This window comes from Bacillus sp. FSL K6-0993 (genome assembly GCF_037977205.1).
GTDB lineage: Bacteria > Bacillota > Bacilli > Bacillales > Bacillaceae > Bacillus > Bacillus subtilis.
In genome coordinates this window covers 2,375,144-2,391,057 of sequence record NZ_CP150275.1, presented here as the reverse complement: position 1 = coordinate 2,391,057, position 15,914 = coordinate 2,375,144, and the positions used below count along the sequence as shown (strand labels likewise).

Genomic DNA, 15,914 nt, shown 5'->3' with positions numbered 1-15,914 from the left:
GAGGATACAATCATGGCAATTGAACAAATGACGATGCCGAAGCTTGGAGAAAGCGTAACAGAGGGGACGATCAGCAAATGGCTTGTCGCCCCCGGTGATAAAGTGAACAAATACGATCCAATCGCGGAAGTCATGACAGATAAGGTAAATGCAGAGGTTCCGTCTTCTTTTACTGGTACGATAACAGAGCTTGTGGGAGAAGAAGGCCAAACCCTGCAAGTCGGAGAAGTGATTTGCAAAATTGAAACAGAAGGCGCGAATCCGGCTGAACAAAAACAAGAACAGCCAGCTGCTTCAAAAGCCGCTGAGACGCCTGCTGCAAAAAGTGCCGAAGCAGCTGATCAGCCCAATAAAAAGCGCTACTCGCCAGCTGTACTCCGTTTGGCCGGAGAGCATGGCATTGATCTTGAACAAGTAACAGGAACAGGTGCCGGCGGGCGCATCACACGAAAAGACATTCAGCGCTTAATTGAAACAGGCGGCGTGCAAGAACAGAATCCTGAGGAGCCGAAAACAGCAGCTCCTGCACCGAAGTCTGCATCAAAACCTGAGCCAAAAGAAGAGACGTCATATCCTGCGTCTGCAGCCGGTGATAAAGAAATCCCTGTCACAGGTGTAAGAAAAGCAATTGCTTCCAATATGAAACGCAGCAAAACAGAAATTCCGCATGCTTGGACGATGATGGAAGTCGACGTCACAAATATGGTTGCATATCGCAATAGTATAAAAGATTCCTTTAAGAAGACAGAAGGCTTTAATTTAACGTTCTTCGCCTTTTTTGTAAAAGCGGTCGCTCAGGCGTTAAAAGAATTCCCGCAAATGAATAGCATGTGGGCGGGGGACAAAATTATTCAGAAAAAGGATATCAATATTTCAATTGCAGTTGCCACAGAGGATTCTTTATTTGTTCCGGTGATTAAAAACGCTGATGAAAAAACAATTAAAGGCATTGCGAAAGACATTACCGGCCTAGCTAAAAAAGTAAGAGACGGAAAACTCACTGCAGATGACATGCAGGGAGGCACGTTTACCGTCAACAACACAGGTTCGTTCGGCTCTGTTCAGTCGATGGGCATTATCAACTACCCTCAGGCTGCGATTCTTCAAGTAGAATCCATCGTCAAACGCCCGGTTGTCATGGAGAATGGCATGATTGCTGTCAGAGACATGGTTAATCTGTGTCTGTCCTTAGATCACAGAGTGCTTGACGGTCTCGTGTGCGGACGATTCCTGGGACGTGTGAAACAAATTTTAGAATCGATTGACGAGAAGACATCTGTTTACTAAATAAGCAAAAAGAGCATTTTTTGAAGTTTTGTTTCAGAAAATGCTCTTTTTCTATGCTGTATTATTCAGCGATTCGTATTTTCATTTCGACCCGATATTCTTCTTGTTTTTTCGGGGAGTAATGAATCGGTATGATTAACTCGTATACATCACTGACTACTGGTAATTGGCGGTCCGCGATATATTTGATAAGCTTCTGTAAGTTGAGAAAATAATGTTCAGGCGAAAAATTATACGCGATACACGCATACCTCCCTTTAGGGATCGTTGTGATTTCCATATCCGGCGTAATTGATGAAATCTGTTTATTCGTCAATACAGGCGTGAAAATATGACGGTAAGTCATTTCATCAATGCTGGTGTAGGGCTGAAAAGAGAAAGTAGCGCCGTAGCTATTGTTCGTAAATCCATCTGCTGACTCGATAAATTTTTTTAATTTGCTGTAGGAGGCGTTGAGCACGTTTTCAGGCCCGATTCCTTCTGCCTCTGTCTGAATGATCCGTATTTCTTCTTCATCTAAAACAAACACCTCACCGAGCGCGGGATATTCCATCTGCCGTTTCATCCGCTTTTTCACCAATGAAATGGTTTGCTCCAGTGCTGATAAAAAGTCTAATTTCTCCCTGATTTGCCTCTCCTGCTCGGTATAAAAAGCAAACAGTTCTTCCATCTCTAAGTCCTGTGCTTTTTTCATTTCCTCTAAAGGTGTGCCGATATATTTCAATGATTTGATCAAATCCAGATGAATGAGCTGAGAATCTGTATAATAGCGGTAGCTGGTATCCGGGTCGACGTAGGCTGGTTTAAATAAATCAATTTTATCGTAATAACGGAGCGCTTTAATCGACACGTTTGCCAGTTTTGAAACTTCCCCAATTGAGTAATACGATTCCTTCATGCCATCACTCCTTCTATCCTCAGTATAAAGAAGAAGCGCGTTCTTTGCAGTACACAAAGAATGCGCTTCTTATCACGTGCTGGCTTTAAGATGTGCAGGCGCTTTCCAAGCAATGGTCAGTGCAATCCCTATGGCTAAGGTGACCGTTGCAAAGTAGAAGGGATAGTTTACATCAATATCGAACAGCATTCCGCCGATAATTGGCCCGAATACATTGCCGATACTTGTAAACATTGAATTCATACCGCCGGCAAACCCCTGCTCATTTCCCGCAATCTTTGACAGGTAAGTCGTTACCGCAGGCCGCATGAGATCAAATCCGACAAATACGGTTACTGTAACCAGCAGAATCGCAACATATGAATGTACCGTTGTCAGCAAGAATACCAGACTCGTCGAGAGAATTAAGCTGTACCGAATTAAATGGATTTCGCCAAACCATCTTGTGAAGCGGTCGAATAAGACGACTTGCGTAATGGCGCCAACAATCGCTCCTCCTGTAATCATAATGGCAATGTCGCTGGCCGTAAAACCGAATTTATGATCCACGAATAATGCAAATAAAGATTCAAATGATGCTAAACCAAAAGACGAAATCAAGATAATGATAAAAGCTATGAAATACATGGGGGCAAAAATCCGTTTAAAGCCTGTCTTCTGCCCTTTTATTTCCTGGTTTTCAGGGTTTCGTCCCGGCTCGCGCAGCGTGAGGATTGATAAAATGGCTGCTATCAGTGCAAAAGCTGCCGCAAAGAAAAAAGGCAGCCGGGAATGGACTTCTGCTAAAAATCCCCCGATGCCGGGGCCGATAATAAATCCTGTTGAAATAGCGGCTGACATATAACCGAGCGCTTTTGGCCGTGTTTTAATGGTCGTGATATCTGCAATAAAAGCCGTGACCCCAGGCATAATGAAGGCTGCGCTGATACCGCCCAGCATACGGGAGATAAATAACATCTCAACTGTTTTTCCAATGCCGAATAAAAACTCCGACACACTAAAGAACAACAGGCCGATTACGATCATGATCTTGCGCCCGAAGCGATCAACCCATCGTCCGGCTATTGGTGAGACAATGAGCTGTGTAATAGCGAAACAGGCAACCATATAGCCGACCGCGGTCCCCGATAAATGCAATTCATTCATAATGGTCGGCGTTACTGGAATCACAAGCCCGATCCCCAAAAAAGCAATAAATAAATTGGTTAATAATATAGTTAAGGTAATATTTTTCTTCTCCATATGACTTCCCCTTTTTCAAGTGTGTATCCCTTATACTGTAAGACCTCCTCCTAGGGGAGAGTCAACGGATTTGCAAAATCTTTCTAAAGCCTTATGACAGTTATTCATTTGCGGGAACAAGCATGTCGATATGCTGCGGCAGGACCTGAATGACTGCGGGTGTATGTGTATAAACTTCTCCATCCATATCCGCCTTTTTGGCAGTGTCTGTTTCAATCTCGATACGGGAGGCCTGGACATAGGACAGCTCTCCGGTAAAACGATCAATTGAGCCCTGTTCCATGCTCATCAGCTCCCGCAGCGCGGTGAGGTTGGTGTTGCGGCATATGAGAACATCAAGTAAGCCGTCTTCAATACTGGCATCGGGCAGAGGAATTCGATTCGTTCCAATGTATTGGCCATTCATCACAAGCAGCATAACGGCTTCTTCTTTAATTTCTTCTCCATCAATTTTTAATGTCATCGGAAACGATGCAGCGGATGAGACGGTTCGCAAGGCACTTGTAAAATAGCTGATTTTTCCCAATAATGCTTTTTCCGTTTCGTTGATTTGATTCGACGTTTCTGCAATTAAGCCGATCCCCCAGAAATTCAAAAAATAACGGTCATTCATCTGACATACGTCTACGCTGGTTTTTTTTCCTGACATAAGTGCTTCCGCAGCCTTTGCAAGATTTTGAGGGATGCCAAGCACTCTTGAAAAGTCATTGCACGTGCCGCCGGGCAAAATTCCGACCGCGGGTTTTCTTTCTAGAGCGCTGATAGCATTTATGCATTGATGGATCGTGCCGTCGCCGCCGAGAATGAAGACGGTGTCGACAGAATCATCAATGGATTGGCAAAAATGATACGCATCATCCTTTTTCTTTGTCTGCTTAATAATCACCTCATCTAAATGGTGAGATAAAACCGGCACCACAGCACCAAGTGCTTTTTCTATATTTTTGTTGCCGGCATTTCCGTTATGAATCAGTAACGCTTTCCGGTGGCTCATATACAACTGCTCCTTTATTTTACTTCTGGTTATATAATCCCCTTTTTCTGTAAGCAGTAAACGAAGAGCAAAAAAAGTGCACGGCGAAGCAAAGTCATTTGCCGATATGGACGTTTCCTTGCTATCATAAGAACAGATGATGAAAAAGGAGAGGTCTTCATTGAACATGGACTTTAATTTATTTATGAATGATATTGTCCGCCAAGCGAGACAAGAAATAACAGCTGCCGGATACACCGAGCTTAAAACAGCCGAAGAGGTGGATGAGGCACTTACGAAAAAAGGAACGACGCTCGTCATGGTAAACTCTGTTTGCGGATGCGCCGGAGGAATTGCAAGACCGGCAGCCTACCATTCCGTTCACTATGATAAAAGACCTGATCAGCTCGTCACCGTTTTTGCCGGACAGGATAAAGAAGCGACAGCGCGTGCGCGTGACTATTTTGAAGGTTATCCGCCATCTTCTCCGTCCTTTGCGATTTTGAAAGACGGAAAGATCATGAAAATGGTAGAGCGCCATGAAATTGAAGGCCACGAGCCGATGGCCGTAGTGGCAAAGCTGCAGGAAGCCTTTGAAGAATATTGTGAAGAAGTATAAGACGAACAACCCGGATGCCCAAGCGGCCCGGGTTTTTTTGTGCATAAATTTCCAAGGGTATATGAATAAATATTAAAGGATTATTCAATCGGATTGTACAGTGATTTTATTTTTATCTAGTAATTTCAAAAAGAGATCACTGGAAAGATAAGCTTGAAGATAATTTTTAAAAATAGTATTGCATAAAAATAAGAAACTGTTTAAAATACAAATTAACGAATAAATATTCAAATACACCAAAAGTAATGAATATGGGGGAAATGGATCATGAAAAAATGGCTCTTATTACTTGTAGCTGCCTGCATTACCTTTGCATTATCTGCTTGCGGCTCAAGCAATTCAGGATCAGAAGGCGGCAAGAAAAAATTAATTATGGGTACTTCGGCGGATTACAAACCGTTTGAATATAAAGAAGGCGATAATATTGTCGGCTTTGATGTAGAGTTGGCAAAAGCTCTGGCGAAGAAGGCAGGCTATGAAATTGAAGTGCAGGATATGGACTTCAACAGCTTAATTACAGCGCTTAAATCAAAACAGGTGGATCTTGTTCTGTCAGGAATGACACCAACGCCTGAGCGTAAAAAACAAGTTGATTTTTCAGATGTGTATTATACAGCGAACCATATGATTGTCAGCAAAAAAGACAGCGGCATTCAATCTTTGAAAGACCTGAAAGGAAAAACAGTTGGCGTTCAGCTTGGCTCTATTCAGGAAGAGAAGGGGAAAGAGCTTTCTCCGGAATATGGTTTTAAAACAGAAGACCGCAACAGAATTTCTGATTTGGTGCAGGAAATCAAATCTGACCGCTTCGATGCCGCGATTATTGAAGACATTGTTGCAGAAGGGTATTTCAAATCAAATGATGACCTGCAAGGCTTTGTGATTCCTGATGCAAAAGCGGAAGAAGCCGGTTCAGCAATTGCTTTCAGAAAGGACAGTGAACTGACAGACAAATTCAATAAAGCGCTCAAGGAAATGGAAGATAACGGAGAGCTTGAGAAATTGAAGAAAAAATGGTTCACTGGCGAGAAGTAAAAAAAGCGGCTCAACTTTTTCGTTGAGTCTTTTTATTGAATAGGAAATCTTTTTTCCTGTAAGAAAAGGAGACAAAGGCTATGAATTTGGATTTTTCAGCAACGATCCCCCAAATTCCTTTTATATTAGAAGGCTTGGCAATTACATTAAAAATTGTTGTTGTATCTGCTATTATCGGGCTTATACTCGGTATTGTGCTAAGCTTATGCAAGATCAGCACATTCCGCCCGTTTATCTGGATCGCTGATTTTTATACATCAGTGTTCCGAGGCACGCCTTTAGTGCTGCAGCTTATGATTGTCTATTTTGGCCTTCCTCAGCTGCTCGGATTTCAAATTGACCAGTTTTGGGCTGCGGTTGTCGCATTGTCTTTGAATTCCGCCGCTTATGTATCGGAAATTATCAGAGCCGGAATCAATGCCATTGATAAAGGGCAAAAAGAAGCTGCTGTTGCACTCGGTGTCCCGTATGGAAAAATGATGAAGGATCTGCTGCTGCCGCAGGCCTTCAAAAATATATCACCTGCAATTGTGAATGAATTAATTACGTTAACAAAAGAATCGGCGATCGTCACCGTCATCGGGCTTGGTGATGTCATGAGACGCGCATATCAAGCTGGCGCCGCCACTTACAATTACCTTGAGCCGCTCATTATCGCGGGATTGATTTATTATGTGCTTGTCCTGATTTTAACGTTTATCGGCAAGGCTGTAGAAAGGAAGCTGAAATCCAATGATTAAGGTTGAAAAGCTGTCAAAATCATTTGGGAAACACGAAGTATTAAAAAACATTTCAACAACAATCGCTGAGGGTGAGGTTGTGGCCGTGATCGGTCCTTCAGGCTCAGGTAAATCAACGTTCCTACGCTGTTTAAACCTGTTGGAAAAGCCTAACGGCGGAACCATTACAATAAAAGACACAGAGATTACGAAGCCGAAAACCAACACATTAAAGGTCCGGGAAAACATCGGGATGGTTTTTCAGCATTTTCATCTCTTTCCGCACAAAACGGTTCTCGAAAACATCATGTACGCGCCTGTCAATGTAAAAAAAGAATCAAAACAGGCTGCACAGGAGAAAGCTGAGGACCTGCTCCGAAAAGTTGGTTTGTTTGAAAAGCGAAATGACTATCCAAACCGTTTGTCTGGCGGACAAAAACAGCGTGTCGCGATTGCCAGGGCTCTTGCGATGAATCCGGACATCATGCTGTTTGACGAGCCGACATCCGCCCTTGATCCGGAGATGGTCAAAGAAGTGCTACAGGTGATGAAAGAGCTGGTCGAAACCGGCATGACCATGGTGATTGTCACACATGAAATGGGCTTCGCAAAAGAAGTGGCAGACCGTGTGCTGTTTATGGACCAAGGAATGATTGTCGAAGACGGCAATCCGAAGGAATTTTTTATGTCGCCAAAATCCAAAAGAGCGCAGGACTTTTTAGAGAAAATATTATAGAATATAAAAAAGAAGAAGGCTGGCCGCCTCTTCTTTTTTATTGAAGAAACAAATAGAAATGGAGTCCGACATGTTTAAAATTGGTTACCGCACAATAAAGACCGCGTTTGGAACAGCTTTGGCTATTTATATAAGCCAGTTATTGCATTTGCAAAACTTCGCATCAGCAGGAATCATCACCATTTTGTGCATACAAATCACACAAAAACGGTCGCTTCAGGCCTCATGGGCCCGCTTTGCGGCATGCTGTCTGGCAATTGTTTTTTCTTATCTCTTTTTCGAGCTTATTGGCTACCACCCGTTTGTTATCGGAGCGCTTCTTTTGATATTCATTCCGATTACGGTTCTGTTAAAAATTAACGAGGGTATCGTCACCAGTTCCGTTATTATCCTTCATTTATACATGTCCGGCGGCATTACGCTTGCTTTCATCTGGAATGAAGTTCAGCTGATTACGGTTGGCATCGGCGTCGCTCTATTGATGAACTTGTATATGCCTAGCCTTGACCGGAAACTGATTGCCTACCGCAAAAAGATAGAGGATAACTTTGCTGTCATTTTTGCAGAAATCGAACGGTATTTGTTAACTGGTGAGCAAGATTGGTCAGGAAAAGAAATTCCGGAAACGCACCAGCTCATTACGGAGGCTAAAAACCTGGCATATCGAGATGTGCAAAACCACATTTTGCGTTATGAAAATCTGCATTATCATTATTTTAAAATGAGAGAAAAGCAATTTGAAATTATCGAACGCCTTCTCCCTAAAGTGACATCGATCTCCATTACGGTAGATCAGGGAAAAATGATCGCTGAATTTATTCATGATTTGCGGGAGGCGATACACCCTGGGAATACAGCGTACAAATTTCTGAAAAGACTTGCTGACATGAGAAAAGAATTTGAGGAGATGCCGCTTCCGGCGACTAGAGAGGAATTTGAAGCGAGGGCCGCTCTCTTCCATCTTCTCGGCGAAATGGAACAATATTTAGTGATTAAAAGTTATTTTAAAGGAATAAAAGCGCAAAAATCACTCGGATGATTCGCATGAGCTCTTCCTTCATTGGTCAACCTAATGAAAAAGGAGGAGCTTATGCGTTTTTTCTTATGTTCGATTTTTATGATGATTTCACCGATTTGGCCGCTCGGCGAAAATCCGCTGCCGGGTGATCCATATGTTATTGTCAACAAGCAAACAAATGAACTTGCTGTTATCCTCGACAACAAAGTAGAAGGCGTGTACAGTGTGGCGACTGGAAAAACAGATGATTTGACGCCTGAAGGAGAGTTTTCGGTAACGGTAAAAGCTGAAAATCCTTACTACAGAAAGAAAAATATTGAAGGGGGATCTCCTGACAACCCGCTTGGGGCCAGATGGATCGGATTTGACGCGAAAGGAACGGACGGGCGGATTTATGGAATTCATGGGACAAACCAAGAGGAATCAGTAGGAAAATTTGTGTCTAACGGCTGTATACGTATGCATAACGATGAGGTCGTTCATTTGTTTCAAACGATACCAGTAGGAACGAGAGTGCTGATCACGGACGACAACCGCTCTTTTGAGGAGATTGCCATCGAGCATAAAGCTCTGATAAAAAAGCAGGATATTCCCAATGAATAAGGCGCCTGCTTTTTTATCGTTATAAAAACATGACGATTCCTGAGAGTACAGTTGAAAGAATAAAAACTCCCAAAATCACGATCAAAACGCTTTTCATCAGTTTTTGAGACATGATTTTCACTCCTTAAACAATCTGTCTATATTTTAGCGTGTTTTGAATGGGTGGACAAGCGATATCTATTAGCGAAAGCAGGGATGCAAATGAACAGGCTTGACCATATCGGGATAGCCGTTTTTTCGATAAAAGATGCTAGAAGCTTTTATGAAAATGTATTGGGGCTTGCATTTCTTCATCAAGAAACGGTTAAAGAGCAAAAGGTGAATGTTGCTTTTTTTCAAGCTGGTAGCGTCAAACTTGAGCTGATAGAGCCGTTGACAGCTGACAGCCCCGTCCGTTTATTTTTGGAGAAGAAAGGGCAGGGACTGCATCATATTGCGTTTTTGTGCAACGGCCTATCTGAACAGCTTCAAGCATTGTCTGACCGGCATGTTCGATTGATTGACAGGTATCCAAGACAGGGGGCAAATGGGAAAAAGATCGCGTTTATTTCCCCTTGGGAAACAAACGGTGTTCTTGTAGAGCTTTGTGAACCGAAAGGAGACCAACACAATGAACATGAATGAGCACATGGATCATTTATACACGAAACGCAAGCAGGCAGAAGAAGGCGGAGGACAGGAAAAGCTGGCTCAGCAGCGGCAAAAGGGCAAGCTCACTGCTCGGGAAAGGATCATATTTCTTCTAGATCAGGACAGCTTTATCGAATTACATCCCTTCATGGAAAGTCAAGTGCTAACAAGAGAACAGCGCATGTTAGGGGATGGGGTCGTGACAGGGTGCGGCACAATTGACGGCCGCTCAGTTTATGTATTTGCGCAAGACTTCACAGTGTTCGGAGGGGCGCTTGGCGAAACCCATGCCAGGAAAATCTGCGCTTTGATGGATCTGGCAGCAAAAAATAAGGCGCCGATTATCGGGCTGAATGACTCAGGTGGTGCGAGAATTCAAGAGGGTGTGGTATCATTAGATGGATACGGTCACATATTTTACCGAAACGTCTTATATTCCGGAGTCATTCCGCAAATATCGGTTATTTTAGGGCCGTGCGCTGGAGGCGCTGTATATTCTCCGGCACTCACAGATTTTATATTTATGGCTGAACAGACCGGCCGGATGTTTATTACCGGCCCGAAGGTGATTGAAAAAGTGACAGGGGAACAGGTTGATGCGGAGAGCTTAGGCGGAGCGGGGATACATAATGCCGTCAGCGGAAACGCCCACTTTTCCGGGCATACGGAGAAGGAGGTTCTGACAGGGGTGAGAAAACTGCTGTCTTATTTGCCGCTGAATGGCCGGACAACAGAGCCGAAGCCAGAGAAAGAGGCGTCCAGACCGTTATTAAACCATCTTGTCCCTGCTGATACGACAAAGCCTTATGATGTTCGGAAGGTGATTAGGGAGCTGGCCGACCCGCAGTCTTTTTTTGAGATTCAGCCATTTTTTGCGAAGAACATTGTCATTGGGTTTGCAAGGCTGGGTGAAAAAGCAATCGGCATCGTGGCGAGCCAGCCGAAGCATCTGGCGGGAAGCCTGACGATTGACGCTGCTGATAAAGCAGCAAGGTTCATCCGTTTTTGTGATGCATTTGATATCCCGCTATTGACTGTCGAAGATGTCCCAGGGTTTCTGCCGGGTATTCAGCAAGAGCACAATGGAATCATCAGGCATGGAGCAAAATTATTGTTTGCTTATGCTGAAGCGACTGTCCCAAAAGTCACACTCATCATTAGAAAAGCGTACGGCGGCGCCTATGTGGCCATGAACAGCAAAGCGATCGGAGCGGACCTTGTGTTTGCATGGCCGAATGCTGAAATCGCAGTGATGGGTCCAGAAGGTGCGGCATCGATTTTGTATGAAAAGGAAATCAAAGCTTCAGCTGACCCGCAAAAGACGAAACGCGAAAAAACAGCTGAATACAAAAAGCAAAACGCCGGCCCATACAAAGCGGCCGCTTGTGGAATGGTCGATGACATCATTTTGCCGGAAGAATCAAGGGGAAGACTGATACAAGCTTTTCATATGCTTGCACATAAGACAGAAGAGAGACCGAAAAAAAAGCACGGTAACATACCGCTTTAATATGGAGGGACTTACAAATGGTGAATGAAAAACGCCTGCTGGAAGAATTTTTAGAGCTTGTCCAAATTGATTCAGAAACAAAGCACGAAGCTGAAATCTGCAAAGTGCTGAAACGAAAATTTTCTGATTTAGGTGTGGACGTTAAAGAAGACGATACAATGGATATCACGGGCCACGGAGCCGGTAACCTGATTTGCACGCTAAAAGGGACAAAACAAACAGATACGATCTATTTTACATCTCATATGGACACAGTTGTACCTGGAAACGGCGTAAAACCAGTTGTAGAGAACGGTTACGTAAAAACTGACGGCACGACGATTTTAGGCGCTGATGATAAAGCGGGGCTGGCTGCAATGTTTGAGGCGATTAAGGTGCTGAAAGAAAAAAACATTGAACACGGCACGATTGAATTCATCATCACAGTAGGGGAAGAATCGGGTCTGATCGGAGCGAAGGCGCTTGACCGTTCTATGATCACTGCATCCTACGGCTATGCTCTTGATTCAGACGGAAAAGTCGGAAATATCATTGTGGCCGCGCCGACACAGGCGAAGGTAAGAGCGGCAATTTTCGGGAAAACCGCTCACGCCGGGGTTGAACCTGAAAAAGGCATTTCAGCGATTACAATCGCTAGCAAAGCCATTTCAAAAATGCCATTGGGCCGTATCGATGAAGAAACAACAGCTAATATCGGCCGGTTTGAAGGCGGCACACAAACAAACATTGTGTGCGACGAAGTTCATATTCTTGCTGAAGCGCGCTCTTTAGTTCCTGAGAAAATGGAAGCTCAGGTTCAAAAAATGAAAGCTGCTTTTGAAGAGGCAGCTGCTGATATGGGCGGACGCGCAGAAGTCGAAATTGAGGTTATGTATCCGGGCTTTAAATATCAAGACGGCGACCAAGTTGTTGAAATCGCGAAAAAAGCGGCTGCTAAAATCGGACGTCCAAGCGAGCTGCAAACGAGCGGCGGCGGAAGCGACGCGAACGTAATCGCTGGTCATGGCATCCCGACGGTCAATCTTGCTGTCGGTTATGAGCAAATCCATACAAAAAATGAAAAAATGCCGATCGAAGAGCTCGTTAAAACGGCAGAAATGGTTGTTGCCATTATTGAAGAGGCGGCAAAATAAAAAAAGAAAACCCGAGTGCGATTTCCCGCATCGGGTTTTTTTAGCTCCATTTCCTAAGCGGCCAAAACAACACATCCTGTTTTTTAGCGTAATGAAGCAAGGGGTCTGACTCTGGCAATGTAATGCCGTGAGCATCAGTCACCGTATTGACTGAAATTTCCGCTTCGGCGTCTTGCAGCAGCCATGGATGATGATGGATGTCTTCGTAATAGAGTTTGTTTTGATTGGTAGTATAGAGTCTATACCGTTCCGTCAGCCAGTAATCGAGCGAATCCTTTTCTGCTGTAAAAGGAGCTGAAATGGGCCGGTATGCAGCGTGGAATGCTGCTTCTTTGTCATCTTTCCGCTTGCTGACATAGTCAATGGCATCACCGTTTTTTTCGGCTTTCATATCCGCGTAAAAATAAGGCAGATGAAAGAATGTGCGAGCGCCAAGGACCGCCAGCCGATGATCGGCATCTAAGCTGAAAAAATAAATGCCGGGCTTGCCTTTATACGTGACATAGGTGCGGAGGTTAAGCTCAGGAAATGCACGCGCACCGGGAATGGCAGGAAGATAACGCGCCCTTAGGTTCGTGAGCATAAAGGGAAGCATGCTGATCCAAGCTTGACCGTTATATGTATCTAATTCTAAAGCGGACGGTACCAAAGCGCGAAGGATAGAAAAATCAACAGGCCAGTGGGCAAATAAGACGTCATTCCAGGTTTGTCTCATAATCCACATTCCTTCAGGTAAAGAAATATTTTTTTGCTGAAAGTGTTCCGTCAACGTATATGCTCCTTTCGGTTGGAGGTGAGTAAAGGTATTCCCGATTTCCTTCTTTTTAAACGATACGGCTGTTTTTTAGGATGGCCATTTCTGCTTCAGCCATGATAAACAAGACTGTTTGGCGCGGTATGCTTTGCAAGTAACAAAAAAAACAACCCCGGCTTTTCGCGCGGGGTTGCTTTTTTATTTCACCGGCTCAGTAAGAGCAGCTGTTTTTTTACTTTTATGATGCGTCATCTGAAGGACGATGTTTTGCACTGTCAAAAACAGTCCGCTTGTAAACCAGTACAGCGGAAGGGCTGCCGGAACATTAAGCGAGAAAATCGTCATCATCACAGGGAAGATGAACACCATCAATTTTGCGGATTGCTGTGCCGCAGGGTTTTGCGGGACAGCGGAATATTTCGCGCTCAGTTTTTGAGCGATATAGGCCTGGATAAAGTACATTGCTCCCGCACTAAGAGACACGAGAATGTCAGATTGCCCTAAACTGAACCATAAAAACGAGTGTGACGCAATTTCAGGTGTTGAGCGAATCGCGTAATAAAGCCCAATCATAATCGGAGACTGAATCAGCATTGGAAGACAGCCCATCGCAAGCGGGTTGATATTATGCTCCTGATACAGCTTCATCATTTCCATTTGCAGCTCTTTTTGTTTTTCAGGGTCCTTCGTCTTTTTCAACTTAACCTGGATACTGTCAACCTGAGGTTTAATAACGGCCATTTTCTCTTGGAAGATGCGCTGTTTTTTGAACTGATTGACAAACAAAGGCAATACAACTATACGCACAATAATGGTTACGAGGATAATAGAGAGTCCGTATTCTCCGTGAAACAGCCCGGCAACACCCTTAAGCAGAGCGGAAAACGGTTCGATTAAATAATCGTGGAAAAAACCGACGTTGCTGAGGCCCCCCACCTGATTAGTCGCTGCAAATGCAGCATTGCCCGAGCATAATACGATCAAAAAGATACCCATAGCCAAAAGTTTTTGATATGTTTTTAACAATTTTGTTCTCCTCCTTTTTATAAATGCGGTTTATAAAAGAAGAGAACCGGCGTCTTCCTCATCGTTCACAGGCGAATTCATGCGGAAGACTTTACGTATCCAAGTTGTAATGCGATGATATATAATAATAAGAAAGTCTGTTCGGTTAATGTGAAAGACCGTCTGATGTTCATCTGTTCGTTTTGATTTCCATTGCTCGCCCGCACGGCACTCCCGTAAGAGAAATGCAATCCCGATTGCCGTCAGAGCAGGAAGAATAATTGTGAAAAAATCGACTAAGAATAAAACGTCATTTATCGATTCCACAAACATTGTCACCACATCCATTCAATACCTTCATTTTACTATATGTACAAGCTGTTGTCTAATGAACGAAAAGGAGATTTGTTTATGCCGGGAAAGAGCCGAATTATTTTCCATATTGATATGAATAGCTTTTATGCGTCGGTTGAAATGGCATATGATCCGGCTCTCCGGGGAAAGCCGGTCGCAGTTGCCGGAAACGTAAAGGAGCGAAAGGGCATTGTGGTAACATGCAGCTACGAAGCAAGAGCGCGCGGCGTCAAAACAACGATGCCGGTTTGGGAAGCGAAGCGCCATTGTCCTGAGCTCATCGTTCTTCCACCGAACTTTGACCGCTATAGAAACTCTTCACGAGCGATGTTTACCATTCTTCGTGAATATACTGACCTAGTGGAGCCTGTCTCCATCGACGAAGGCTATATGGACATGACCGATACACCATACAGCAGCCGGGCGCTGGAGACGGCAAAAGAAATCCAAAGCAGGCTGCAAAAAGAGCTGCTGCTCCCGTCAAGCATAGGGATCGCGCCGAATAAATTTCTCGCTAAGATGGCGTCTGATATGAAAAAACCGCTTGGAATCACGATTTTAAGAAAGAGGCAAGTGCCTGATATCCTGTGGCCGCTTCCTGTTGGAGAAATGCACGGAGTCGGCAAAAAGACAGCGGAAAAACTGAAGGGACTCGGCATCCATACAATTGGAGAGCTAGCTGCAGCTGATGAACACTCGCTGAAGCGCCTGCTTGGCATCAACGGTCCGCGCCTTAAAAATAAAGCAAATGGCATTCACCATGCGCCGGTTGACCCGGAGCGCATTTACGAATTTAAAAGCGTCGGCAACTCATCGACACTTTCCCATGATTCCAGTGATGAAGAAGAGCTGTTAGGCATCTTTAGAAAGCTTGCGGCTTCTGTGAGTGACCGTTTACAGCGCAAGGAAGTCATGGCTTCGAAGCTTTTTATTATGATTAGATATGCGGATTGGAAAACCATCACAAGAAGCACCACGCTGAGAAACCCGATTGATCAAAAAAATGACATTTTGAAAGAAGCGGAGCACCTCTTTTTTAAACATTGGAATAAAAATCCTGTCAGGCTGCTTGGCATTACCGGAACGGATTTAGTAGAAAAAGAGCAGGCCTATAAACAGCTCGATTTGTTCAGCTTTAATGAAGATGCGAAGGATGAGCCCATTCAGCAGATGATGGAAAAGCTGAATAAAAAGTACGGTACCAAACTGATCAGAAAAGGGGCAACGTTAAAAAAAGAGGAGAGCAAAACAAAGGGAACAAGCTTTAATAAAGATTTTTTTCAAGATGAAAGAAAAAGCTGAATCGCTTGAAAAAAAGGGTGAATGTATGGTAATTTCTTTATTATAAATATCATTTTATTTTAATTTAAATTTTAAAATGATTAAACGTTTGCAGAA

Annotated in this window: 18 protein-coding genes; 11 read left to right on the top strand and 7 right to left on the bottom strand. The window is 43.9% G+C overall.

All coding sequences use genetic code 11. The annotated features are described in order from the left end of the window. The first annotated feature begins 12 nt into the window (after positions 1 to 12). A complete protein-coding gene (bfmBB, locus tag MHH79_RS12380; RefSeq protein WP_251217683.1) occupies positions 13 to 1,287 on the top strand; it encodes a branched-chain alpha-keto dehydrogenase complex dihydrolipoyllysine-residue (2-methylpropanoyl)transferase in 1,275 nt (424 codons plus the stop codon). A 61-nt stretch (positions 1,288 to 1,348) separates the two neighbouring features. Here the strand turns inward: bfmBB and bmrR are convergent, their stop codons facing one another. The 3 genes from bmrR to MHH79_RS12365 form a co-directional block, all read right to left on the bottom strand. Next, positions 1,349 to 2,185 (bottom strand): multidrug efflux transcriptional regulator BmrR, encoded by an 837-nt coding sequence (gene bmrR, locus MHH79_RS12375; RefSeq protein WP_181219727.1) that lies wholly within the window; start codon positions 2,183 to 2,185, stop codon positions 1,349 to 1,351. Positions 2,186 to 2,257: 72 nt separating this feature from the next. Further along, positions 2,258 to 3,427 (bottom strand): multidrug efflux MFS transporter Bmr, encoded by a 1,170-nt coding sequence (gene bmr, locus MHH79_RS12370; RefSeq protein WP_100506317.1) that lies wholly within the window; start codon positions 3,425 to 3,427, stop codon positions 2,258 to 2,260. Positions 3,428 to 3,527: 100 nt separating this feature from the next. Next, positions 3,528 to 4,421, bottom strand: a complete 894-nt coding sequence (locus tag MHH79_RS12365) for a diacylglycerol kinase family lipid kinase (RefSeq protein WP_015483414.1) — start codon at positions 4,419 to 4,421, stop codon at positions 3,528 to 3,530. A gap of 160 nt (positions 4,422 to 4,581) precedes the next feature. Between MHH79_RS12365 and brxB the strand changes: the two genes are divergently transcribed. The 6 genes from brxB to MHH79_RS12335 all read left to right on the top strand — a co-directional run bounded on the left by brxB (position 4,582) and on the right by MHH79_RS12335 (position 9,130). Continuing rightward, positions 4,582 to 5,019: a bacilliredoxin BrxB gene (gene brxB / locus MHH79_RS12360; protein ID WP_003226477.1), complete on the top strand. Its 438-nt coding sequence runs from the start codon at positions 4,582 to 4,584 to the stop codon at positions 5,017 to 5,019. A 267-nt stretch (positions 5,020 to 5,286) separates the two neighbouring features. Next, on the top strand, positions 5,287 to 6,054 hold the full coding sequence (artP, locus tag MHH79_RS12355) for an arginine ABC transporter substrate-binding protein ArtP (protein ID WP_003230337.1): 768 nt from the start codon (positions 5,287 to 5,289) through the stop codon (positions 6,052 to 6,054). An 80-nt stretch (positions 6,055 to 6,134) separates the two neighbouring features. Further along, positions 6,135 to 6,794 (top strand): arginine ABC transporter permease ArtQ, encoded by a 660-nt coding sequence (artQ, locus tag MHH79_RS12350; RefSeq protein WP_003230340.1) that lies wholly within the window; start codon positions 6,135 to 6,137, stop codon positions 6,792 to 6,794. Continuing rightward, on the top strand, positions 6,787 to 7,509 hold the full coding sequence (gene artR, locus MHH79_RS12345; RefSeq protein WP_004398740.1) for an arginine ABC transporter ATP-binding protein ArtR: 723 nt from the start codon (positions 6,787 to 6,789) through the stop codon (positions 7,507 to 7,509). Before artQ ends, artR begins: the two co-directional genes overlap by 8 nt. Positions 7,510 to 7,579: 70 nt before the next feature. Further along, positions 7,580 to 8,548, top strand: coding sequence for an aromatic acid exporter family protein (locus tag MHH79_RS12340; RefSeq protein WP_251217685.1), 969 nt, complete (start codon positions 7,580 to 7,582; stop codon positions 8,546 to 8,548). Between the two features lie 51 nt (positions 8,549 to 8,599). Beyond that, positions 8,600 to 9,130 (top strand): L,D-transpeptidase, encoded by a 531-nt coding sequence (locus MHH79_RS12335; protein ID WP_251217686.1) that lies wholly within the window; start codon positions 8,600 to 8,602, stop codon positions 9,128 to 9,130. Positions 9,131 to 9,149: 19 nt separating this feature from the next. Here MHH79_RS12335 and prli42 read toward each other — a convergent pair whose 3' ends face one another. Beyond that, positions 9,150 to 9,242 (bottom strand): stressosome-associated protein Prli42, encoded by a 93-nt coding sequence (gene prli42, locus MHH79_RS12330; RefSeq protein ID WP_003226489.1) that lies wholly within the window; start codon positions 9,240 to 9,242, stop codon positions 9,150 to 9,152. A gap of 89 nt (positions 9,243 to 9,331) precedes the next feature. On the opposite strand from prli42, the gene mce reads away from it, so the two are divergent. The 3 genes from mce to MHH79_RS12315 are packed head-to-tail and all read left to right on the top strand — an operon-like array spanning position 9,332 to position 12,403. After that, entirely contained in the window at positions 9,332 to 9,754 is a 423-nt protein-coding gene (gene mce, locus MHH79_RS12325; protein ID WP_251217687.1) for a methylmalonyl-CoA epimerase, read from the top strand. Continuing rightward, positions 9,747 to 11,270, top strand: coding sequence for an acyl-CoA carboxylase subunit beta (locus MHH79_RS12320; RefSeq protein ID WP_251247791.1), 1,524 nt, complete (start codon positions 9,747 to 9,749; stop codon positions 11,268 to 11,270). Before mce ends, MHH79_RS12320 begins: the two co-directional genes overlap by 8 nt. Before the next feature lie 17 nt (positions 11,271 to 11,287). Continuing rightward, on the top strand, positions 11,288 to 12,403 hold the full coding sequence (locus MHH79_RS12315) for a tripeptidase T (protein ID WP_063335272.1): 1,116 nt from the start codon (positions 11,288 to 11,290) through the stop codon (positions 12,401 to 12,403). Between the two features lie 40 nt (positions 12,404 to 12,443). Here MHH79_RS12315 and MHH79_RS12310 read toward each other — a convergent pair whose 3' ends face one another. The 3 genes from MHH79_RS12310 to mifM form a co-directional block, all read right to left on the bottom strand. Then, the gene (locus tag MHH79_RS12310) at positions 12,444 to 13,172 is read right to left on the bottom strand and encodes a DUF2071 domain-containing protein (protein WP_340034531.1); all 729 of its coding nucleotides are present in this window, start codon (positions 13,170 to 13,172) and stop codon (positions 12,444 to 12,446) included. Between the two features lie 183 nt (positions 13,173 to 13,355). After that, positions 13,356 to 14,183: a membrane protein insertase YidC gene (locus tag MHH79_RS12305; RefSeq protein ID WP_063335270.1), complete on the bottom strand. Its 828-nt coding sequence runs from the start codon at positions 14,181 to 14,183 to the stop codon at positions 13,356 to 13,358. Positions 14,184 to 14,213: 30 nt separating this feature from the next. Further along, complete coding sequence (gene mifM, locus MHH79_RS12300; protein ID WP_010886563.1) at positions 14,214 to 14,501, bottom strand: membrane protein insertion/folding monitor MifM; 288 nt, start codon at positions 14,499 to 14,501, stop codon at positions 14,214 to 14,216. 72 nt (positions 14,502 to 14,573) lie between these two features. On the opposite strand from mifM, the gene MHH79_RS12295 reads away from it, so the two are divergent. Beyond that, entirely contained in the window at positions 14,574 to 15,818 is a 1,245-nt protein-coding gene (locus tag MHH79_RS12295) for a DNA polymerase IV (RefSeq protein ID WP_063335269.1), read from the top strand. Positions 15,819 to 15,914: the final 96 nt, after the last annotated feature.

Bases quoted from the DNA above. Each gene is read 5' to 3' on its own strand.
- MHH79_RS12320 (WP_251247791.1), top strand. From the start codon at position 9,747: ATGAATGAGCACATGGATCATTTATACACGAAACGCAAGCAGGCAGAA.
- prli42 (WP_003226489.1), bottom strand. From the start codon at position 9,242: ATGTCTCAAAAACTGATGAAAAGCGTTTTGATCGTGATTTTGGGAGTT.
- MHH79_RS12315 (WP_063335272.1), top strand. From the start codon at position 11,288: ATGGTGAATGAAAAACGCCTGCTGGAAGAATTTTTAGAGCTTGTCCAA.
- bmrR (WP_181219727.1), bottom strand. From the start codon at position 2,185: ATGAAGGAATCGTATTACTCAATTGGGGAAGTTTCAAAACTGGCAAAC.
- MHH79_RS12295 (WP_063335269.1), top strand. From the start codon at position 14,574: ATGCCGGGAAAGAGCCGAATTATTTTCCATATTGATATGAATAGCTTT.
- MHH79_RS12340 (WP_251217685.1), top strand. From the start codon at position 7,580: ATGTTTAAAATTGGTTACCGCACAATAAAGACCGCGTTTGGAACAGCT.
- artP (WP_003230337.1), top strand. From the start codon at position 5,287: ATGAAAAAATGGCTCTTATTACTTGTAGCTGCCTGCATTACCTTTGCA.
- bmr (WP_100506317.1), bottom strand. From the start codon at position 3,427: ATGGAGAAGAAAAATATTACCTTAACTATATTATTAACCAATTTATTT.
- mce (WP_251217687.1), top strand. From the start codon at position 9,332: ATGAACAGGCTTGACCATATCGGGATAGCCGTTTTTTCGATAAAAGAT.
- MHH79_RS12335 (WP_251217686.1), top strand. From the start codon at position 8,600: ATGCGTTTTTTCTTATGTTCGATTTTTATGATGATTTCACCGATTTGG.
- artQ (WP_003230340.1), top strand. From the start codon at position 6,135: ATGAATTTGGATTTTTCAGCAACGATCCCCCAAATTCCTTTTATATTA.
- artR (WP_004398740.1), top strand. From the start codon at position 6,787: ATGATTAAGGTTGAAAAGCTGTCAAAATCATTTGGGAAACACGAAGTA.
- bfmBB (WP_251217683.1), top strand. From the start codon at position 13: ATGGCAATTGAACAAATGACGATGCCGAAGCTTGGAGAAAGCGTAACA.
- MHH79_RS12365 (WP_015483414.1), bottom strand. From the start codon at position 4,421: ATGAGCCACCGGAAAGCGTTACTGATTCATAACGGAAATGCCGGCAAC.